The 16449-nt window shown below is 40.6% G+C and carries 16 protein-coding genes; 9 read left to right on the top strand and 7 right to left on the bottom strand.

Annotated features, from left to right (window positions below):
* The first annotated feature begins 47 nt into the window (after nt 1-47).
* From HDF25_RS21460 to HDF25_RS21445, 4 genes are all read left to right on the top strand, one after another.
* On the top strand, nt 48-905 hold the full coding sequence (locus HDF25_RS21460) for an alpha/beta hydrolase (RefSeq protein WP_184628448.1): 858 nt from the start codon (nt 48-50) through the stop codon (nt 903-905).
* On the top strand, nt 895-1782 hold the full coding sequence (locus HDF25_RS21455) for a GNAT family N-acetyltransferase (RefSeq protein ID WP_184628447.1): 888 nt from the start codon (nt 895-897) through the stop codon (nt 1780-1782). Before HDF25_RS21460 ends, HDF25_RS21455 begins: the two co-directional genes overlap by 11 nt.
* 16 nt (nt 1783-1798) lie before the next feature.
* Nucleotides 1799-2611, top strand: a complete 813-nt coding sequence (locus tag HDF25_RS21450) for a helix-turn-helix domain-containing protein (protein WP_184628446.1) — start codon at nt 1799-1801, stop codon at nt 2609-2611.
* 170 nt (nt 2612-2781) lie between these two features.
* On the top strand, nt 2782-3729 hold the full coding sequence (locus HDF25_RS21445; protein ID WP_184628445.1) for a nitrilase family protein: 948 nt from the start codon (nt 2782-2784) through the stop codon (nt 3727-3729).
* Nucleotides 3730-3786: 57 nt separating this feature from the next.
* Here HDF25_RS21445 and HDF25_RS21440 read toward each other — a convergent pair whose 3' ends face one another.
* The 5 genes from HDF25_RS21440 to HDF25_RS21420 all read right to left on the bottom strand — a co-directional run bounded on the left by HDF25_RS21440 (nt 3787) and on the right by HDF25_RS21420 (nt 11068).
* Nucleotides 3787-5133: a RagB/SusD family nutrient uptake outer membrane protein gene (locus HDF25_RS21440; protein WP_184628444.1), complete on the bottom strand. Its 1347-nt coding sequence runs from the start codon at nt 5131-5133 to the stop codon at nt 3787-3789.
* 16 nt (nt 5134-5149) lie between these two features.
* Nucleotides 5150-8107, bottom strand: coding sequence for a SusC/RagA family TonB-linked outer membrane protein (locus HDF25_RS21435; protein ID WP_184628443.1), 2958 nt, complete (start codon nt 8105-8107; stop codon nt 5150-5152).
* 276 nt (nt 8108-8383) lie between these two features.
* Nucleotides 8384-8851, bottom strand: a complete 468-nt coding sequence (locus HDF25_RS21430; RefSeq protein WP_221450986.1) for a RidA family protein — start codon at nt 8849-8851, stop codon at nt 8384-8386.
* A gap of 99 nt (nt 8852-8950) precedes the next feature.
* Nucleotides 8951-10132: an FAD-dependent oxidoreductase gene (locus HDF25_RS21425; RefSeq protein WP_184628442.1), complete on the bottom strand. Its 1182-nt coding sequence runs from the start codon at nt 10130-10132 to the stop codon at nt 8951-8953.
* A gap of 78 nt (nt 10133-10210) precedes the next feature.
* On the bottom strand, nt 10211-11068 hold the full coding sequence (locus tag HDF25_RS21420) for an AraC family transcriptional regulator (RefSeq protein ID WP_184628441.1): 858 nt from the start codon (nt 11066-11068) through the stop codon (nt 10211-10213).
* A gap of 159 nt (nt 11069-11227) precedes the next feature.
* Between HDF25_RS21420 and HDF25_RS21415 the strand changes: the two genes are divergently transcribed.
* Genes HDF25_RS21415 through HDF25_RS21400 form a run of 4 tightly spaced genes read left to right on the top strand, consistent with a single transcriptional unit; the run spans nt 11228 to nt 14088 of the window.
* On the top strand, nt 11228-11845 hold the full coding sequence (locus HDF25_RS21415; RefSeq protein ID WP_184628440.1) for a hypothetical protein: 618 nt from the start codon (nt 11228-11230) through the stop codon (nt 11843-11845).
* Complete coding sequence (locus HDF25_RS21410; RefSeq protein WP_184628439.1) at nt 11842-12144, top strand: winged helix-turn-helix domain-containing protein; 303 nt, start codon at nt 11842-11844, stop codon at nt 12142-12144. Before HDF25_RS21415 ends, HDF25_RS21410 begins: the two co-directional genes overlap by 4 nt.
* Before the next feature lie 53 nt (nt 12145-12197).
* Nucleotides 12198-13622, top strand: a complete 1425-nt coding sequence (creD, locus tag HDF25_RS21405) for a cell envelope integrity protein CreD (protein WP_184628438.1) — start codon at nt 12198-12200, stop codon at nt 13620-13622.
* Between the two features lie 58 nt (nt 13623-13680).
* Complete coding sequence (locus HDF25_RS21400; protein WP_184628437.1) at nt 13681-14088, top strand: DUF2809 domain-containing protein; 408 nt, start codon at nt 13681-13683, stop codon at nt 14086-14088.
* Here the strand turns inward: HDF25_RS21400 and HDF25_RS21395 are convergent.
* A complete protein-coding gene (locus HDF25_RS21395) occupies nt 14045-14827 on the bottom strand; it encodes an AraC family transcriptional regulator (protein WP_184628436.1) in 783 nt (260 codons plus the stop codon). The genes HDF25_RS21400 and HDF25_RS21395 overlap by 44 nt on opposite strands.
* Before the next feature lie 183 nt (nt 14828-15010).
* On the opposite strand from HDF25_RS21395, the gene wrbA reads away from it, so the two are divergent.
* On the top strand, nt 15011-16132 hold the full coding sequence (gene wrbA, locus HDF25_RS21390; RefSeq protein ID WP_184628435.1) for an NAD(P)H:quinone oxidoreductase: 1122 nt from the start codon (nt 15011-15013) through the stop codon (nt 16130-16132).
* A 44-nt stretch (nt 16133-16176) separates the two neighbouring features.
* Here the strand turns inward: wrbA and HDF25_RS21385 are convergent, their stop codons facing one another.
* A complete protein-coding gene (locus HDF25_RS21385) occupies nt 16177-16422 on the bottom strand; it encodes a hypothetical protein (protein WP_184628434.1) in 246 nt (81 codons plus the stop codon).
* Nucleotides 16423-16449: the final 27 nt, after the last annotated feature.

The following is a 16449-nucleotide window of genomic DNA, read 5'->3' as shown; positions in this document are numbered from 1 at the left end:
TTGACATCCGTTTTTTTAAATGATTGTAAAAAGAGTAGCTTTATCCTATGAAGCAAATATCCCTCTTACTACTATCTTTTCTCCTCTTAAGCAATCTTTCTAAAGGCCAGGAAAAACCGACCGTTACAACGCTTTCTACCAAACCATTCCAATTGGGTATCGCTACCGAAATCCAATCCGTACAGCTTTCAGAAAAACGGACACTGAACATCTATTTACCAGAAGGTTACGACAAAGACCTTAAACAGACCTATCCGGTTATTTATCTTCTCGACGGATCTGCCAATGAAGACTTTATCCATATTGCCGGACTCGTTCAGTATTCTACGATGATAGAAGTGCTGCCTAAATCCATAGTGGTAGGTATTGCAAATATAGACAGGAAAAGAGATTTTACTTTTCCGACTACTGTCGCTGAAGACAAAAAAGACTTTCCTACAACCGGAAGTTCGGCCAGATTCATGTCATTTATTGAAAAAGAACTTCAACCCTATATCAACAAACAATATCGGACCAATGATTCAAAAACTATCATTGGCCAGTCTTTAGGAGGTTTACTGGCCTCCGAAGTATTACTTAAAAAGCCTGAGCTTTTCAATACTTACCTGATTATCAGCCCAAGTCTGTGGTGGGACAATGAGTCCTTGTTAAAAGCAGCCCCGGATTTGATTAAAACACTGGCAGATAAAAAAATAAATGTATATCTCTCTGTGGGTACCGAAGGAAAAGTAATGGAGAATGATGCCCGTCAGTTTGCCGAGGTATTAAAAAAATCAACCGATAAAAATCTGAACCTGATCTTTAATCCCATGCCCGCAGAAAACCATTTAACTATTCTTCACAATAGTGTTTATAAGGCTTTTGACGTTTTAAATCCAAAAAAGAAATCTGCTGATGCAAAATAAATTGGACACTTCCAGGTTATATTTCACTGACCTGGACACAACAGATCCTGACTTTATCCAGAAACTGGTTAATACACAAGGCTGGCTTAAGTTTATTGGCGAAAGAAATGTAAAAACTAAAGAAGACGCTTTAGCTTATATTCAGAGACTGATAGATAATCCGGCTATAAATTACCAGGTGGTCAACCTAAAAGACCAGAAGCTTCCTATAGGCGTTATCACTTTGATCAAAAGGGACTATCTTGACCATCATGATATCGGTTTCGCTTTCCTGCCAGAATATGAAGGAAAAGGTTATGCTTATGAAGCCGCAAAGAGTCTTCTGGATGTACTGATAAATGATCCTGCACACACACGGATTATGGCTTCTACGGTCACCAGCAACACCCGTTCTATCCAGCTGCTTGAAAAACTCGGTTTAAAATTCCAGCATGAAATGGAAATTAACAACGAAAAACTATTCCTGTATGCGATTGAAACGACCAAATCAATACTGGATAATTTAACCACTCAGTTTTTCGGCATTTTCACCAATAAAGAGCAGCAATTACCTGACTGGGAAATGATCCATAAACTCTGTCTGCCACAAACACTGATTATTAAGAAAACCGAGTTTAAAGAAGAAATTTACAATCTGGATACCTTCATTGAACCCCGGAAAATCATCCTTTCAGACGGGACACTACAGTCTTTTGAAGAGTGGGAAACAGCCGAAGAAACAAAAATAACCGGCCATATCGCACAGCGTTTTTCTACTTACAGCAAAAGTGGCCTGCACAACGGAAAGTCCTTTCAATCAGACGGTCACAAATTATTTCAGTTTGTCAATACCCAGGCAGGATGGAAAATAAATGCTGTGATTTGGGAAGACGAATAGCTACCTTTGTGAAGCAATGCAAATATCACCTTCCATAGCATTATCAGTATTTATTAAACACTATCTTTTTTTAGATACTCAAAATCAGGAAATAAAAAAACTCCGTTTATTCTCTGATGGAAATACAGGTATGGTATTTTCATTCAGAAACAGATTGATTTCTAAGCTGGGCGGGCTTGAAAAGCCCGACTATCTCCCCCCGGCTTTTATCTACGGACAGCTCAATTCTTTCAGAGACCTTTATTGCGAAGGCGATACTTCTTTAATGATTGTGGTATTCCACCCCAATGGGTTAAATAACCTCTTATCTGTTCCGTCAGTAGAACTAAATGATCATTGTATAGCTCTTAAAGATCTCTTTGGTGATCTGGGAGCAACACTTCAGGAAAGACTAACAGATTCCCTGAGCATCACCGATAAGATCAGGCTGGCCGAAGACTTTTTCGGTAAACTAATCACCCGGAACCAGCCTTCCAGTCAATTCTTAATCAATTTTTCTCTCAGCCAGATCATTCAGTCTAAAGGCCTGATGCCCGTCAGTAAACTGACCGATGTGACTGGTTGTACCGAAAGAAAGCTCGAAAGAGCCTTTATAGAAGGTATTGGGATCAGTCCGAAGAGATTCAGCAGTATTGTTAAACTACATGTCTTTTTAAAACAGCTGAGGTCTAAATCTGTAACCGGAAACCTTACAGAAATTGGTTATGAAGCTGGCTATTATGACCAGCCCCATCTGATCCGGGAATTCAAAAAATACACTGGCCTGACTCCCGGTCAATATCTCCGGAATAATAACCCGCTGGCGATCAATTTTCTCCTGACCTCCTAAAAAACTTCCTGTCGGATTTGTACATTTTTCCGGTTTTCCAAAGCCCTATGTTTGTTTCAAATAAGATGAATCCAACATGATTAAAATAATTATTAAGCACACAGGGCAATGATTATTTTAATCATGTTGGATCCATCTGACAAATGAAAACAATAAATAAATAGATGAATATGGAGAACTTAAAAATCGCAACTGCCCAGTTTGAGCACAAAAGCGGAGATAAAAAGTATAATCTGTCCCAGATAGAGGAGCTTGCCAGAAAAGCATCACTGGATGGTGCAAAAGCCATTGCTTTTCACGAATGTTCAATTACAGGTTACACTTTTGCAAGGAATCTGACCAAAACACAAATGCTTGACCTGGCGGAGATCCTTCCCGAAGGAGAAAGTATAACAGCACTTACTGCTATTGCAGCCAGGTATGATATCGCTATTCTGGCCGGGCTTTTTGAAAAAGATCTGGCAGATAACCTGTTTAAAGCCTATGTATGTGTAGACAAAACTGGCATGATTGCTAAATTCAGAAAACTGCACCCTTTTATAAATCCATTTTTAAATCCGGGAGATGCCTACTGCATTTTTGAACTGTATGGCTGGAAATGTGGTATTCTGATCTGTTACGACAACAATATTATCGAAAATGTCAGAGCTACAAAATTGCTTGGTGCGGATATTATATTTATGCCACATGTCACCATGTGTACTCCTTCTACCCGACCGGGAGCAGGCTTTGTCAATCCTGAGCTTTGGGAAAACAGAGAAAATGATCCTACTTCTCTCCGACTGGAATTTGAAGGGATGAAAGGCCGCGACTGGTTAATGAAATGGCTTCCGGCAAGATCCTATGACAATGCGATTTATACGGTATTCTCCAATCCGATTGGAATGGATGATGACCAGCTGAAAAACGGATGCTCCATGATTATTGACCCTTTTGGTGATATACTGAACGAATGTAAGACCCTGGGTAACGACTTTGTAACCGCCGTTTTAACCCCTGAAAAACTAACGCAGGCAGGTGGTCACCGCTATCTCAATGCCCGCAGACCGGAACTATACAGCCAGATTATCGGCAAACCTCATCAATCCGCACAGAAAGTAGTCTGGTTAGATAAATAGCCAGATTTTCATGAAAAATGCTTTACGCACTTACCTGCGTAAAGCATTTTTGATCATCTATTTATTAAAGTTGTCCCAGTTAACCTCACTTGAGGGTCTTTCCAGTTGGGTAAATACACTTCCCTGATCCAGGGCCACCGGAATTTCATTCAACCGGTTATATCTTCTCAGATCAAACCATCTGTGTCCGGCAGGCTCAAACCATAGCGAATACCTTCTCTGGAATAAAATCTCAGTAATCAATGCATCCAGATTCTTCTCTCCACTGTATGGAGAAAGATTAGCCGAAGATCTGATTCTGTTGATTGCAGTTACCGCATCGTCAAAACGCCCCAGCTGAGCAGAAGCTTCTGCATAAATCAAGACCAGTTCTTCATTTCTGATATAAGGAACCGGCGAAGTATTACTTGCCCATCTTTTATCCTGATATAAACTGGATAATGGAACTGTTCCTACCGTATTAATCAATGGAGTAGTCCGTACAAATATTTTCTTAGCAACCCGTGCATCACCAGGTAATGCATCTTGTACAAAAGACGGATGTACGACCGGCAGATTACTTACATTCGCATTCAGCACATAAAAAAACGGATTAAAAGGCTCCGGAGGTGCGCCATAAACATGGGCAGGCCCCAGATCAAGATCACCTGTCAGACTAAAAAACGAAAGGTTCAGATCATTCAATGCACCTTGCCAGTCTTTTTGGTAAACCGCCGTTCTTGCTGCCAGTGCACGGTTAACTTTAGCCAGTCCGGCAGGTGAGCTAAAAGGCGCGTAACCCGAAGTTAGTCTGAAAGGTAAAGTGGTACCTCCTTTGGTTAAATCTGCATAACCCTCATTCAGGATACGCTGTATCTCTGAAAGAGCGACTTCATAAGACACAAAAGGACCAGGTTTCAATTCATTGGAAACATCGATCCGGATCCCGTTTTTATACTGAGCATTTGCCGGGATCAGGTACTGATAACCTTGTATAGTCTTCGCAAATCCAGTATAGGCCAGCTTTTGTTCAGCAGTAATTACCGAAGTATTATTGACAGCACTGATTAGAACATTAGCCTGTTTGATAGCCTGATAAGGACTGGTGTAGATACTGGCTACCCCGTAAAAATCTCCGTCCGGTTTTCTCCCTCCAAGCCCTAGCCAGAACTGGATATGTCTGGAATCATTAGAGTCAAAGTACCATACGTCTCTGGCAAAAGTACCAAAGGCATTTTGCGCAGCAATTACATAATCCTTACTTCTGGATTCCAGTCCGGAAACCAGATTCTGTAACTGAGCAGTACTTGCATTATTGGTCACACTCGAAATAGAAGGATTATTCGGATCAGGCAGATTATCCAGTTTACAGCCACCGGTCAGTAAAACAAAAACCAGTGTGATATATTTAATTTGATTTTTCATTAGTCTATATTATTGTTTAAAACTCCACTCTTACATTAAACAGGAACCGCTTTGACGAAGGGTAATTGAATAGATCTGTCCCCGTATTGATCGCATTCGTTCCAAAACTCGAAACCTCAGGATCATATCCTTTATACTTGGTAATCAGGAATAAATTGGTTGCAGAAACTCCAAAACGTACGCTTTGCAAAGCCTTTCTGAAAATCCGCTGTGTCACAGCCTGAGGCAGACTATAGCTCAGCGCTACTTCCCTCAGCCTTACATAACCTGCATCCTGCACATAAACACCTGCTCCGGTGCCTTGTCTGTCTTTTCCGTTAGGAATACCATTATGGTTATAATCCCCGTTCCAGTCGGGCGAAGTACCGCCGTTATCTGTATTGTACAAAGTGATGTTCATGATATCCCCTCCTTTTTTCCAGTCCACCAGAGAAGAAAAAGTAAACCCGTTTAAAAACGAAATCGTGTTAGTCCAGGAAGTTTGAAAATCAGGCTGAGAATCCCCATAGACAGTATAATCACCAGAAGCGGTCTGCGGTGTACCCACGATAGTAGTTGGTGAAAAGCCCTCTTTGATCAGGTAAGTACCATAACTTGGTCCGTAAACCCCGGTCGTATAAGAAGGTACTTTAAGCTTTGTAATTTTACTTGTATTCTTCCAGAAAAGTAAGCGGCTCGTCCAGGTAAAGTTTTTACTTGAAAAAGGCGTACCACTTAAGGCAAATTCCACCCCGTGATTCACCAGGTCAGCAGCATTTACCTTTTTCGTTGTCACCCCGCCAGAACCAGCAAGCGTTAACGTCTGGATCAGGTCAGTTACCTTTTTATTATAATAAGTACCTTCCAGTAAGATCCGGTCATGTAAGAACCCGATATCCGCCCCTAATTCCAGTTCTCCTGCACGCTCCGGTTTAATATCAGGATTTCCTGCCGTAGCAGAAACCACAGACCCTACCTGGCCGCCAATGACTACCGGATTCAAAGCAGTATAGATATCGCCGAAACTCGGAACCCCGCCCGTTTGCCCATAAGCAGTACGTAACTTCAACTGACTTACTGCTGGTAATTTCCACCAGTCAAACTTGGTCAGATTCACCGCAACCGAGGCCTTAGGAAAAGCATAAAACTTGTTGGCATTACCATTCAGTGTCGATTTATCAAAACGTATACCCAGCGTGGTAATCACCTTATCATCATAATTAATCTCTTCCTGTGCAACCGTACCAAAATCTTTCACTTTCTGGTCATTCTGCGAAAGCAGTGACTGTATAGCCGCCTGCGAAATATTCTGCTGACCAGCAACCAGTCCTCTACCTCTGTTTAATACAGCATTTGCCTGCGTTTGTAAAAACACAGCTCCAACCTGCGTATTAAAATGAGTTTTACCTACTTGTTGTCCATAAATTAAAAAGGCCTGGACATTTGCGTTGATATCAGTTTCATTACCCAAAACGATATCACCCGGATTCGGCAGACTCCGCTGAGCCTGTAAATTATCAGGGAAATATTGTTTAGTACGGCTTCCCAGGTAATCGACTCCTCCTTGCAGCGCCAGTTTTAAACTCGATTCTTTTTTCTGTAATAAATAAACATTCAGATTTGCAGACTGGATAAACCTGTTTATCCTTGCATTATTAATTGCTTTATCCCTTAGTTCCAAAGGGTTCTGATTTTCCGAATAAGGGTTATCTGGGTAAACCCCGTTAACTGGTCTGGGATTAAAATAGTTTGGCAGATAGCCGATGATATAACCCAGACTTGTTCCTGATTCATTTTCATTTCCTGTAAAACCACGATCACTCGATGAGTTCAGGTAATTAGAGGTAATAGAGAAGTTTACCCAGTCATTAAACTGATGATCCAGATTTAACCTGATTGATTTCTTATTAAACCCGGTATATTTTATAATTCCATCCTCTTTTGCTGCATTCCCGGAAACATAGAATTTTGTTTGGGCATTTCCTCCCGAGATGCTTAGATTGCTATTCCACAGGATAGGTGTTTCACCGTAGATCAGCTTTTCAAAATCCGTAATTCCATGATTAGCCACTGCATCATGGTAACGTTTTAGCTCTTCTGTCTGGGCTGAAGCAGGAAAATACAGTTTAATTTTATCCTCGTCCCAGGCTGCACTGCCAACAAAACGCTGGATTTTGGAGAAACCTACATCCTGGCTCAGGCTCACCCTTGTTTTACCTGCCTTACCTTTTTTGGTCGTAATAATGATTACACCAGCATTTGCCCTTGTTCCGTAGATAGCAGAAGCTGATGAACCTTTCAGTACCTCTACACTTTCCACATCATCTGGATTAAGATCAGCAATCCGGTTTGCTCCGTCATCTTCACCCTGGCTAGCTCCCGTTAAAGTACTACGGCCAGTTCTTAAAGTGCTGTTATTTAAATAGACCCCATCGATAATATATAAGGGTTGAGAAGCTCCCTGCAAAGAACTGATTCCTCTTAACTGCACGGAGATACCGCCACCCGGCGCACCACTGTTTGCGCGGATATTGGCACCGGGTATTTTTCCATATAACGCTTTATCCAAGGTCTGCGGAGGTGTTGTACCAGTCAGATCCTTACTGGAAATTGTAGTTACTGCATTAGCCAGGTTAGACCTTTTGATACTGGAGGCCAGTCCCGAAACAACCACTTCATCCAGCGCAGAAACATTCTCCGACAACTGTATATTCAATGTTCCTTTCCCATTCACTTTAGCTTCCTGTGTTAAATAGCCAATGGCCCTGAAAACCAATACAGCTGACTGAGGGACACTGACCTTATACTTACCATCGCTGTCAGTCATTGTAATGCCCTGCCCTCCTTTCAGAGAAACAGAAACTCCTGGAATCCCCAGGCCATCACCCGCAGCGCTGACTTGTCCGGTAAGTGTGATGTTTTGTGCAAATAATAGCCGCGGTATAAATAGCAGGACCGCCGCAAATAATAATTTTTTAGTAAATTTTGAATTCATGATCAATTGTGTGTTTGATAAATTATGGGACATAGGAAATCCTCCCGGTCAAATACGCCGGTTTATTAAAAATTAAGAAATAAAGGATTTCAGGCCCTTAAGGGCAATAAGAATTTAGGAGCGACAACAACGGATTGCCGCGTTAAGAGGGGGATAGAAAACAGGTTTCATGCTTGTAAAATTAGGGATTGATTATAATGTCATTTTTCAAATATCCGACAAACATAAACAATAATCCACTAATTCCATAGACTTTATTTAAAAAGCAATATTCTCCTACTTAGCGATAACTGCTGTTGCTTCGATTTCAACCAGGACATCATCTCTGAAAAGTTTGCTGACCTGTACCAGTGTACTGGTTGGAGGAGTTACAGTATTGATAAATTGATCTCTTACCTTACGCAATTCTACAATATGAGCCGTATCCAGCAAATAAAAATTAAGTTTTACCAGATCATTCATAGATCCGCCGGCCGCTTCTACAATATTTTTGATGTTGATGAAAGCCTGCTCTGCCTGTTTGGTAAAATCAAGTTTTCCAACCAGTTCTCCGGTCTTATCGAATGAAACCTGTCCCGAAATAAGCAACATTTTACTCGTTCCAAGATCAATTTCAGCAGCCTGAGAATACCCTTTAGCTGCAGGAACAGTAGCAGGATTCATAAATTTAACCGGCTTTCCGGTATTTTGTGCAAAAGATGATGAAGTAATAGCCATAAGAACCAAACACATAATTGTTTTCATCAGTATATAAATATTGATATTTTTAAATCGCTGCTTAAATATAATTAAAGTAATTAACAAAAATTAAAATGGCATTTAAGCTCCCTCATCTTTTAATAATCAGTTTCGGTTAAACTGTTCTATCAGCTTCTTAACCGATTCATCAGAAGGGGAGGCAAAATCTTTTATCCCTTCAAGTGCTTCTTGTCCTAATATAGTTGCTCTGGCTCTCATTCGTTTTTCATATGCAATAATGGCGGCTTGTATGTTTTGAAATTCACCACCAGTAAGACACTCACTTAAATCCAAAGCATCCAGCATCGCTGTATTTACTCCTTCACCTGACGGAGGCATCAAATGAGCTGCATCTCCAATAATGGTGAGATTCGATTGAGTCTCCCAGTCCTGGTCTAAAGGGAAATAATTCAGTGGCCTTGGCACAAAATGGTTACATGCTTTAAAAAGTGTAAAAAATATCGGATTCCACTCTTTGTAATATTGAACTAAATAAGCACACACTTCTTCCCTGTCATTAAAATCTATACCACTATTTTTGATCCAGCCTTCAGGGTAAAGAGAAGAAGCATAAAACGTCAGCCCGCCATCCCCCCTTGGTTGCATAGCTATGGTTTTTCCGATGCCCATTGCTATGAGATTGGCGTTGTCAACCAATGCATAAATTTCAGGACATTCTGTTTCAGGATAATCTATCTCACCCTGAATAATGGTTGCGCCCGAATATAGTGCTTCAATGTCAGTTATATAGGAACGTATTTTTGAGCGATATCCTTCGGCCCCGATCACAATACTTGCGGTAGCCTTTTTGCCATTTTTAAAATTGAGTTCCCAGATATTATTGACCTGCGCCATGCTCACAAACTGACTATTCCAGACAACAGTATCCGGCAGAAGAGCATCTGTCAAAATGTTCCTTAGCGCTCCTCTGTCAATCTCCGGTCTAAAGTGTTCGTCACCAAAACCGGCTTCAGAATTTTGATTATGCTCATCCATCATGATACTTCCTTCCTGATCAACCATACGGAACTTATCAGCCCCAGGCATGTAATTAGCTTTGAAAGCATCCATCAAACCGGCAGCTTCAATAACTTTCAGGCCCGATTCAAAGTGCAAATCAACGATTGCACCCTGCACGCGCTCCTCTTTGCTAAAGTCTCGTTCATAAACCCTGACACTGGCCCCTTTAAGCTGTAATAACCGGGCCAATGTCAGCCCCCCCGGGCCACCACCTACGATTGCTATTTCTTTATTTTGTATTAGATTTATTGCTTTTGATATTTCCATTTTTATATCATTTTTAATTGATACAAAGGAACATCTTATACCAGGCCTAAACAATGCCGATACGAAGTGAGTATAGGACTAATCGAAGTTTTTAGTCCGAAAAGTTAATGGTGTCATCCCGGTAAGTTTAACAAATAACCTGGTAAAATAAGAATAATCGTCATAGCCAAGTTCGCCTGCGATCTCCTTTACAGATTTATCAGAATGGAAAAGGAGGCGTTTTGCTTCCAAAACAACACGCTGTTGTATGTGATATGAAACGGAATACCCAGTTGTGGTTTTGACACATTCATTCAGATAGGGAGTAGATATATTCAGACATTTAGCATAGGCCGCAGGACTTTTCACAGTTGTAAAATCGTGTTCTAAAGAGGATTTAAATAATTTGGTAATCACCTCGAAACGCGAATAATTATCTGTGGTTTTAACTTGAGCTAAATACTGAGATACCACTAATGCGACTAAAGTATTACAACTTTCTTTCAGAATAGAATTAAATAACTTCTCGTGTTTTCTTTCAGAAAATTGTATGCAGAGAGAAGCTGTTTCTGAAATAATAGAGAGAGTCTCTGTTTTTAAAGCCAAAGCACTCACAGGTGTCAGGTCTGCCAGTAACTTCAGGTTCTCCTGCTGTAGATTTTCACTGGTGATTATCCAGCTAATGATCGTTGCATTTTCAAACGCTATCACACGATGTATCTGATCAGGATGTATATAGATAATTGATGATGCTTCTATACTATGCTGTTGAAAGTCAATTTCAATATGGGTTTTTCCTTTTTCCTGCAGGATAAATAAATGTCCGTTGTCCCGGTGTGGTCGTACAACCTCCTCAGCATCAGGGAGCCCATTAAACGATATTTTTGCAATAAATATTCCTTCTCTGATTCCAGAAGGCAATGTGTTAACAGGAATATGCTTGCTTTTTTTTTGCATCTTATTATCATGCAAATATAACTTTCTGTATAAGAGCAACCTAATGCCAGGTCACATCTGTCTGATTAAACAATTTACAGTTTAAAATTCCCTCGTGAAAAATAATTCTTGCATAATCAAATCTTTATATTTTACTTTGCAACTCAAAGTTCTTTTAAAATGCAAGAAAAAGATATTTATTCAGAACTCAGTTCTATCCGTAACCTGATGGAACGTTCCACCAAGTTTATTTCACTAAGTGGTTTATCAGGCATTATGGCTGGAGTATATGCCTTAATCGGAGCCTTTTTAGGTTATAAAACTGTATACCGCGGATATAATATATCCTATAGAAGCAGTTATGTCAATGAACCTGAAATTTTATGGCAACTGAGTTTAATCGCTGCCCTGGTATTGGTACTATCTTTGGTGACCGGAATCTGGCTGACCATCCGTCAGGCCCGTAAAAAAGGAGAAAAATTCTGGAACCCGGTTAGTAAACGGCTTCTGGTTAATATGGCTATTCCCCTGGTTACCGGTGGATTTTTCATCCTGATCCTGATCCTTCGTGGTGACTATGGAATCGTAGCGTCAGCCTCTCTTATATTCTATGGACTGGCACTGATTGCCGGCAGTCATTACACGCTTTCGGATGTAAAATGGTTAGGATTCAGTGAAATCATTCTCGGTTTGATTGCAGCGCTCCTGCCTGGTTATGGAATTATATTCTGGACTATTGGTTTCGGTATTCTGCATATCCTTTATGGTTCAATCATGCACTTTAAATACAACCAGTGAAAATCTCTTTAGACTCTTTTGATAAAGCATTTGAAAACCGGTTACGCCTGCAGATCATGAGCGTACTGGTTGCCAATGACTATTATGATTTTAACGCATTGAAAGAACTGCTGAACGCAACTGACGGGAATCTGGCATCCCATTTAAAAGCGCTGGAGAAGGAAGAATACATTACCGTTAACAAAAGTTTTATCGGTCGTAAACCGAATACCCAATACGCTGCCTCGACAAAAGGCATACATGCTTTTAAAAAACATCTCGAAGCCCTTGAAAATTTAATTAAACAACAAAAGAGGTAATATTTTTTTTCTATTTACACTTTGAAACTCAAAGTACTTTTAAACTATAAAACATGGAAGATTTACAAAAAACATCAAACAAAGGATTCAGAAGCTGGTTCGGCGAATCCGTATTAGTCAAATTAAGTTTAATTGGAGTACTGACCCTGCTCCTGCTCATTCCATCCAGCTGGATACAGGGCCTGATTGTAGAACGTCAGAACAGACAGGAAGAAGTCAATCAAGAAATTTCAGATAAGTGGTCTGGCAGTCAGCGAATCGAAGGCCCAGTACTGGTCCTCCCCTATAAAACAATGGTGAACCACAAAGACAGCACAGGAAAAGTAAGTTATAAAGAAGTACTAACCAATATCTATATTATGCCAGAGGTTCTGGATATAGTCGGTAAAGCAGAACCACAACTGCTCCATCGTGGTATATTTGATGCTGTAGTCTATAACTCCAAAGTTAGGGTTAATGGCAAATTCAGCGCTCTGGAATTAAAAAAATCAGGAATTAATCCTGATCTGGTACAATGGGATAAAGCCAAAGTTGACATCGGCCTGAGCGATCTGAAAGGTCTTAAAAATAATCCGGTGATTAAACTGGCTAATACCAATTATGCAGTTGAACCCGATTTCACTTCACTCAGTCTGTTTACGAATAACCTGGTGATCCTGCCAGATCTGAGCTCCGTAAAAAATACTGCTCTGGATTTTAGTTTTGACCTCGATCTGCGTGGCAGCAACGAAATCAGCTTCCTGCATATAGGTAAAAGTACTACTGTAAAAATAGAAGGCAGCTGGAATAACCCAAAGTTTACAGGCCGGTATCTTCCTGAACAAAGAAACATTTCTAAAGACGGATTTTCTGCCACCTGGAAAATGCCTTATTTCAACAGACCATTTTCTCAGCAATGGATAGAAGAAAAAGCTTCACTCCTTGACCCTGTTGCGGACGGAAGCAAAACAGTTCAAAACTCTTCCAGAAAAGATGCTTCCTTTGGCGTACAGTTTATTCTGCCGGTTGACCAGTACCAGAAAACTATGCGCTCAGGTAAATATGCTATCCTGATTATCCTGCTGACCTTTGTATCTCTGTTCTTTACAGAATTACTGAATAAAAGAAAAGTTCATTTGCTGCAGTATTTACTCATTGGGGTAGCTATGATTATTTACTATACCTTATTACTTTCACTCAGCGAGCAGATGGGTTTTGATCTGGCTTACCTGATTGCTTCCCTGGCTACGATCTCTTTAGTCGGTGCTTTTATAGCTTCGCTGTTAAAGAATAAAAAACCAGCACTCATATTTGTGGCTATCCTGACCATCTTCTACGGATTTATCTATGTGATTATCCAGTTACAGGATCTGGCTTTACTTTTCGGAAGCATAGGACTGTTCGTTATAGTAGCAGCCATGATGTACCTGTCTTCAAAGATAGACTGGAACAAAAGCCTCCTGACCGAACCAGAGACACCAATAGTAACATCAGAATAGATTCAATTGATTAGACCAGGAAACCTGCTTCTGCAGGTTTCCTTTAAAATATTAAGCTATGCTCAAATTCCATAAATCCTTCGCCGGGCTAACCCTGCTCCTGTTGATCACAGAAATTCTGATTGCCCGTTATGCCCATGACTGGCTGATCCGTCCATATGGCGGAGATTTTCTGATCGTTATCTTTCTCTACTGTCTGGTCAAAACCTTTGTGTCCGTCCCAGTAAAACCCTTACTAACAGCAGTTTTAGCATTTGCCTATCTGATAGAAATCTCCCAGTACTTTCATCTTGTCGACCGGCTGGGATTAAGCAATTCAAGCACAGCCCATCTCTTGCTAGGCAGCCAGTTCAGCTGGATTGACCTGATTGCTTATACAATGGGGGCAGTTCTGGTATACTGGTTAGCGTACCTGACTCAGCTCATGAAACGGTCATCTCCTGCGGCCTCACCCCCAGAACATTAAAAAAGGTATTGCTAAAAGTAGAAACACTGTCATACCCCACCTTAACCGCTACACTTTTCACACTTTCTCCAGAAACAGAAAGCAACTCGACAGCCTTAATGATTTTATATAATTTGATATAACCCGCTACTGTAATTCCAATATCCTGCTTAAACAACCGCTCCATGGTACGTGCCGAAAGATTAAAATTAGCTGCCACTTCAGGTATTTTGATATCTTCAGCCACGTTTTCTGTCAGATAACTGATCATACTTGCAATCCTTGGGTTCTGAGGAACCGGAAGAACTAAGGGTAAAGAAGTATCACAGGTTAAAGGCAGAATACCTATCAGTGCCTTCAGAAAATCAAATTCCAATGCATCTTTTTCTTCCAGTCTTGACCATTGTTCAGTGAAAAGAATCATTTCTCTCAATACTTTAGAAGTATGGAAAATATTCAGTTCATTAAAAAACTGGTGATCAGCTGTTTTACTTAAAAAGATACAGCGCAGATGCACGGGGCTTACCGGAGCTGAAGTCTTATGCAGCAAACCCGGAGGTATCCAGGCACAGTGATGCGTAGGTAATAAATATGTTCTTTCGGGTGTATGTAAATACTGAACCCCTTTTTCTACAAAAATTAGCTGCCCCATATGATGCGAGTGCCATAAATCAGAAAATTTCCAGTCAGCTTCATGCCATACATAGGCTTCTTTTTGTACTTGATCTACCGTAAGGTGGCAGAACCTTGATCTCTCCATTTGTCGTATTATAACATGCTATTGGCAAATATTGATATTTAAAGACATGCTATGTTCAATACCTTTGTCCGCATCATTTAAATTAAATATGTAATGAATATAATAAATTCAAAGACAACAACAACAAGTCTGATACTTTTGTTTTGCTTGTTCAATGTGTCATTTCTAAAAGCGCAACACAAAATGAATCAGGAACCAACGACTGTCAAAATACTTGTACTTTTCAGTACTGTTAACGGAGGCACTTATAAAATGGCTAAAGAAATTGCTGCCGGAATTGAAGATTTTCCAGGTACCAGAGCCATACTCAGACAAGTACCAAGAATCAAACCACTCGACAATGAAGCTAAACAACCTTTCGGCAACATTCCTTATGCGACTATCGATGAATTAACCGCCTATGATGGCATAGCTTTTGGCTCGTCAGTCCATTTCGGTAATATGAGTGCAGATATGCGTTATTTTCTGGATCAGTCTGTTCAGCTCTGGACTGCACGCAAATTAGAGGGGAAACCTTCAACTGTATTTATGTCGGCTGGTAGCGGTGCGGGCAGAGAAGCTGCGATATTATCATTCTGGAATACCCTTGCTGTACATGGCATGATGATCGTACCTACAGGCATTATGGGCACACAGGAAATAGATAAAACCATCCCTCAGGGAAATACCGCATTTGGTGCCTCTTCGCTTGCTGGCATTCCCAACAGCGAAAGACCATCAAAAGGAGAGCTACATATTGCCAGATTACAGGGATATGCTTTAGCAAAAGCCGCAAAGGGTTATCAGCTAACCACAGCTACTGATACCCGCCAAACTACCTCAGCCCCAAAAGAGGAGCCCAAAACCAGTTTGACAGCGGCCAGATTAAAAACCTTGAATATCGTTTTGCCCAATGCCCCTGCCCCTGTCGGTAACTACAAACCTTACCGGATTTCTGGCAAACAAATTTTCATTAACCAGATTGCACTGAACAATGGGAAAATTGACCACCCTGGCCTGATCGGCACCGGAGTTACTGAAGAAGAAGCTAAACAAGCCACGCGTCAGACCTTGTTAAATGTGCTGGCAGTGCTGAAAGAGGCTGTAGGTGGAGACCTCGATAAGGTAAAACAAGCGGTACAATTAACAGGATATTTTTATACACCAGCCGGTTATACCAAACATGCAGTCTTAATGAATGAGGCGTCCAATCTTTTGGTGCAAATCTTTGGTGAAAAAGGAATGCATACCAGAGCAACAGTAGGTGCATCATCCTTACCCATGAACTCTGCAGTAGAAATTCAGGCCATCTTTGAACTGGAATAATTACCCATCTGAAAAGGGGTTCATTAAAATGGGCCCCTTTTCAGTTAAGCTACAAAATCCTGTAAATATGCTTTATAGGAATCTCTTGAATACTTAACCAGGGTTAATGACAAATTCTGATAATTCTTTGTGGCTAGTTCAATAGCCGTTTCCTGATCTTCAGCAAATACAATCAGCCATTTTAATTCTCCCAGCTCGTTACAATTCCGTTCCATACGGAACTGAGAGACGAGTATCTGTTGGGGCGAATGAGCTTTCCCTTTAGAAAAATGCACTTTAAATAATTTCATAGGAAGAATATACTATAACTTACAAAC

It is taken from the genome of Pedobacter cryoconitis, from assembly GCF_014207135.1.
Lineage (GTDB): Bacteria > Bacteroidota > Bacteroidia > Sphingobacteriales > Sphingobacteriaceae > Pedobacter > Pedobacter cryoconitis_D.
This window is presented reverse-complemented; position numbering and strand designations above follow the sequence as displayed.

What these genes read in the sequence shown, in the direction of transcription:
- HDF25_RS21460 (WP_184628448.1), top strand. Translation starts at nt 48, where the DNA reads ATGAAGCAAATATCCCTCTTACTACTATCTTTTCTCCTCTTAAGCAAT.
- HDF25_RS21455 (WP_184628447.1), top strand. Translation starts at nt 895, where the DNA reads ATGCAAAATAAATTGGACACTTCCAGGTTATATTTCACTGACCTGGAC.
- HDF25_RS21450 (WP_184628446.1), top strand. Translation starts at nt 1,799, where the DNA reads ATGCAAATATCACCTTCCATAGCATTATCAGTATTTATTAAACACTAT.
- HDF25_RS21445 (WP_184628445.1), top strand. Translation starts at nt 2,782, where the DNA reads ATGGAGAACTTAAAAATCGCAACTGCCCAGTTTGAGCACAAAAGCGGA.
- HDF25_RS21440 (WP_184628444.1), bottom strand. Translation starts at nt 5,133, where the DNA reads ATGAAAAATCAAATTAAATATATCACACTGGTTTTTGTTTTACTGACC.
- HDF25_RS21435 (WP_184628443.1), bottom strand. Translation starts at nt 8,107, where the DNA reads ATGAATTCAAAATTTACTAAAAAATTATTATTTGCGGCGGTCCTGCTA.
- HDF25_RS21430 (WP_221450986.1), bottom strand. Translation starts at nt 8,851, where the DNA reads ATGAAAACAATTATGTGTTTGGTTCTTATGGCTATTACTTCATCATCT.
- HDF25_RS21425 (WP_184628442.1), bottom strand. Translation starts at nt 10,132, where the DNA reads ATGGAAATATCAAAAGCAATAAATCTAATACAAAATAAAGAAATAGCA.
- HDF25_RS21420 (WP_184628441.1), bottom strand. Translation starts at nt 11,068, where the DNA reads ATGCAAAAAAAAAGCAAGCATATTCCTGTTAACACATTGCCTTCTGGA.
- HDF25_RS21415 (WP_184628440.1), top strand. Translation starts at nt 11,228, where the DNA reads ATGCAAGAAAAAGATATTTATTCAGAACTCAGTTCTATCCGTAACCTG.
- creD (WP_184628438.1), top strand. Translation starts at nt 12,198, where the DNA reads ATGGAAGATTTACAAAAAACATCAAACAAAGGATTCAGAAGCTGGTTC.
- HDF25_RS21400 (WP_184628437.1), top strand. Translation starts at nt 13,681, where the DNA reads ATGCTCAAATTCCATAAATCCTTCGCCGGGCTAACCCTGCTCCTGTTG.
- HDF25_RS21395 (WP_184628436.1), bottom strand. Translation starts at nt 14,827, where the DNA reads ATGGAGAGATCAAGGTTCTGCCACCTTACGGTAGATCAAGTACAAAAA.
- wrbA (WP_184628435.1), top strand. Translation starts at nt 15,011, where the DNA reads ATGAATCAGGAACCAACGACTGTCAAAATACTTGTACTTTTCAGTACT.
- HDF25_RS21385 (WP_184628434.1), bottom strand. Translation starts at nt 16,422, where the DNA reads ATGAAATTATTTAAAGTGCATTTTTCTAAAGGGAAAGCTCATTCGCCC.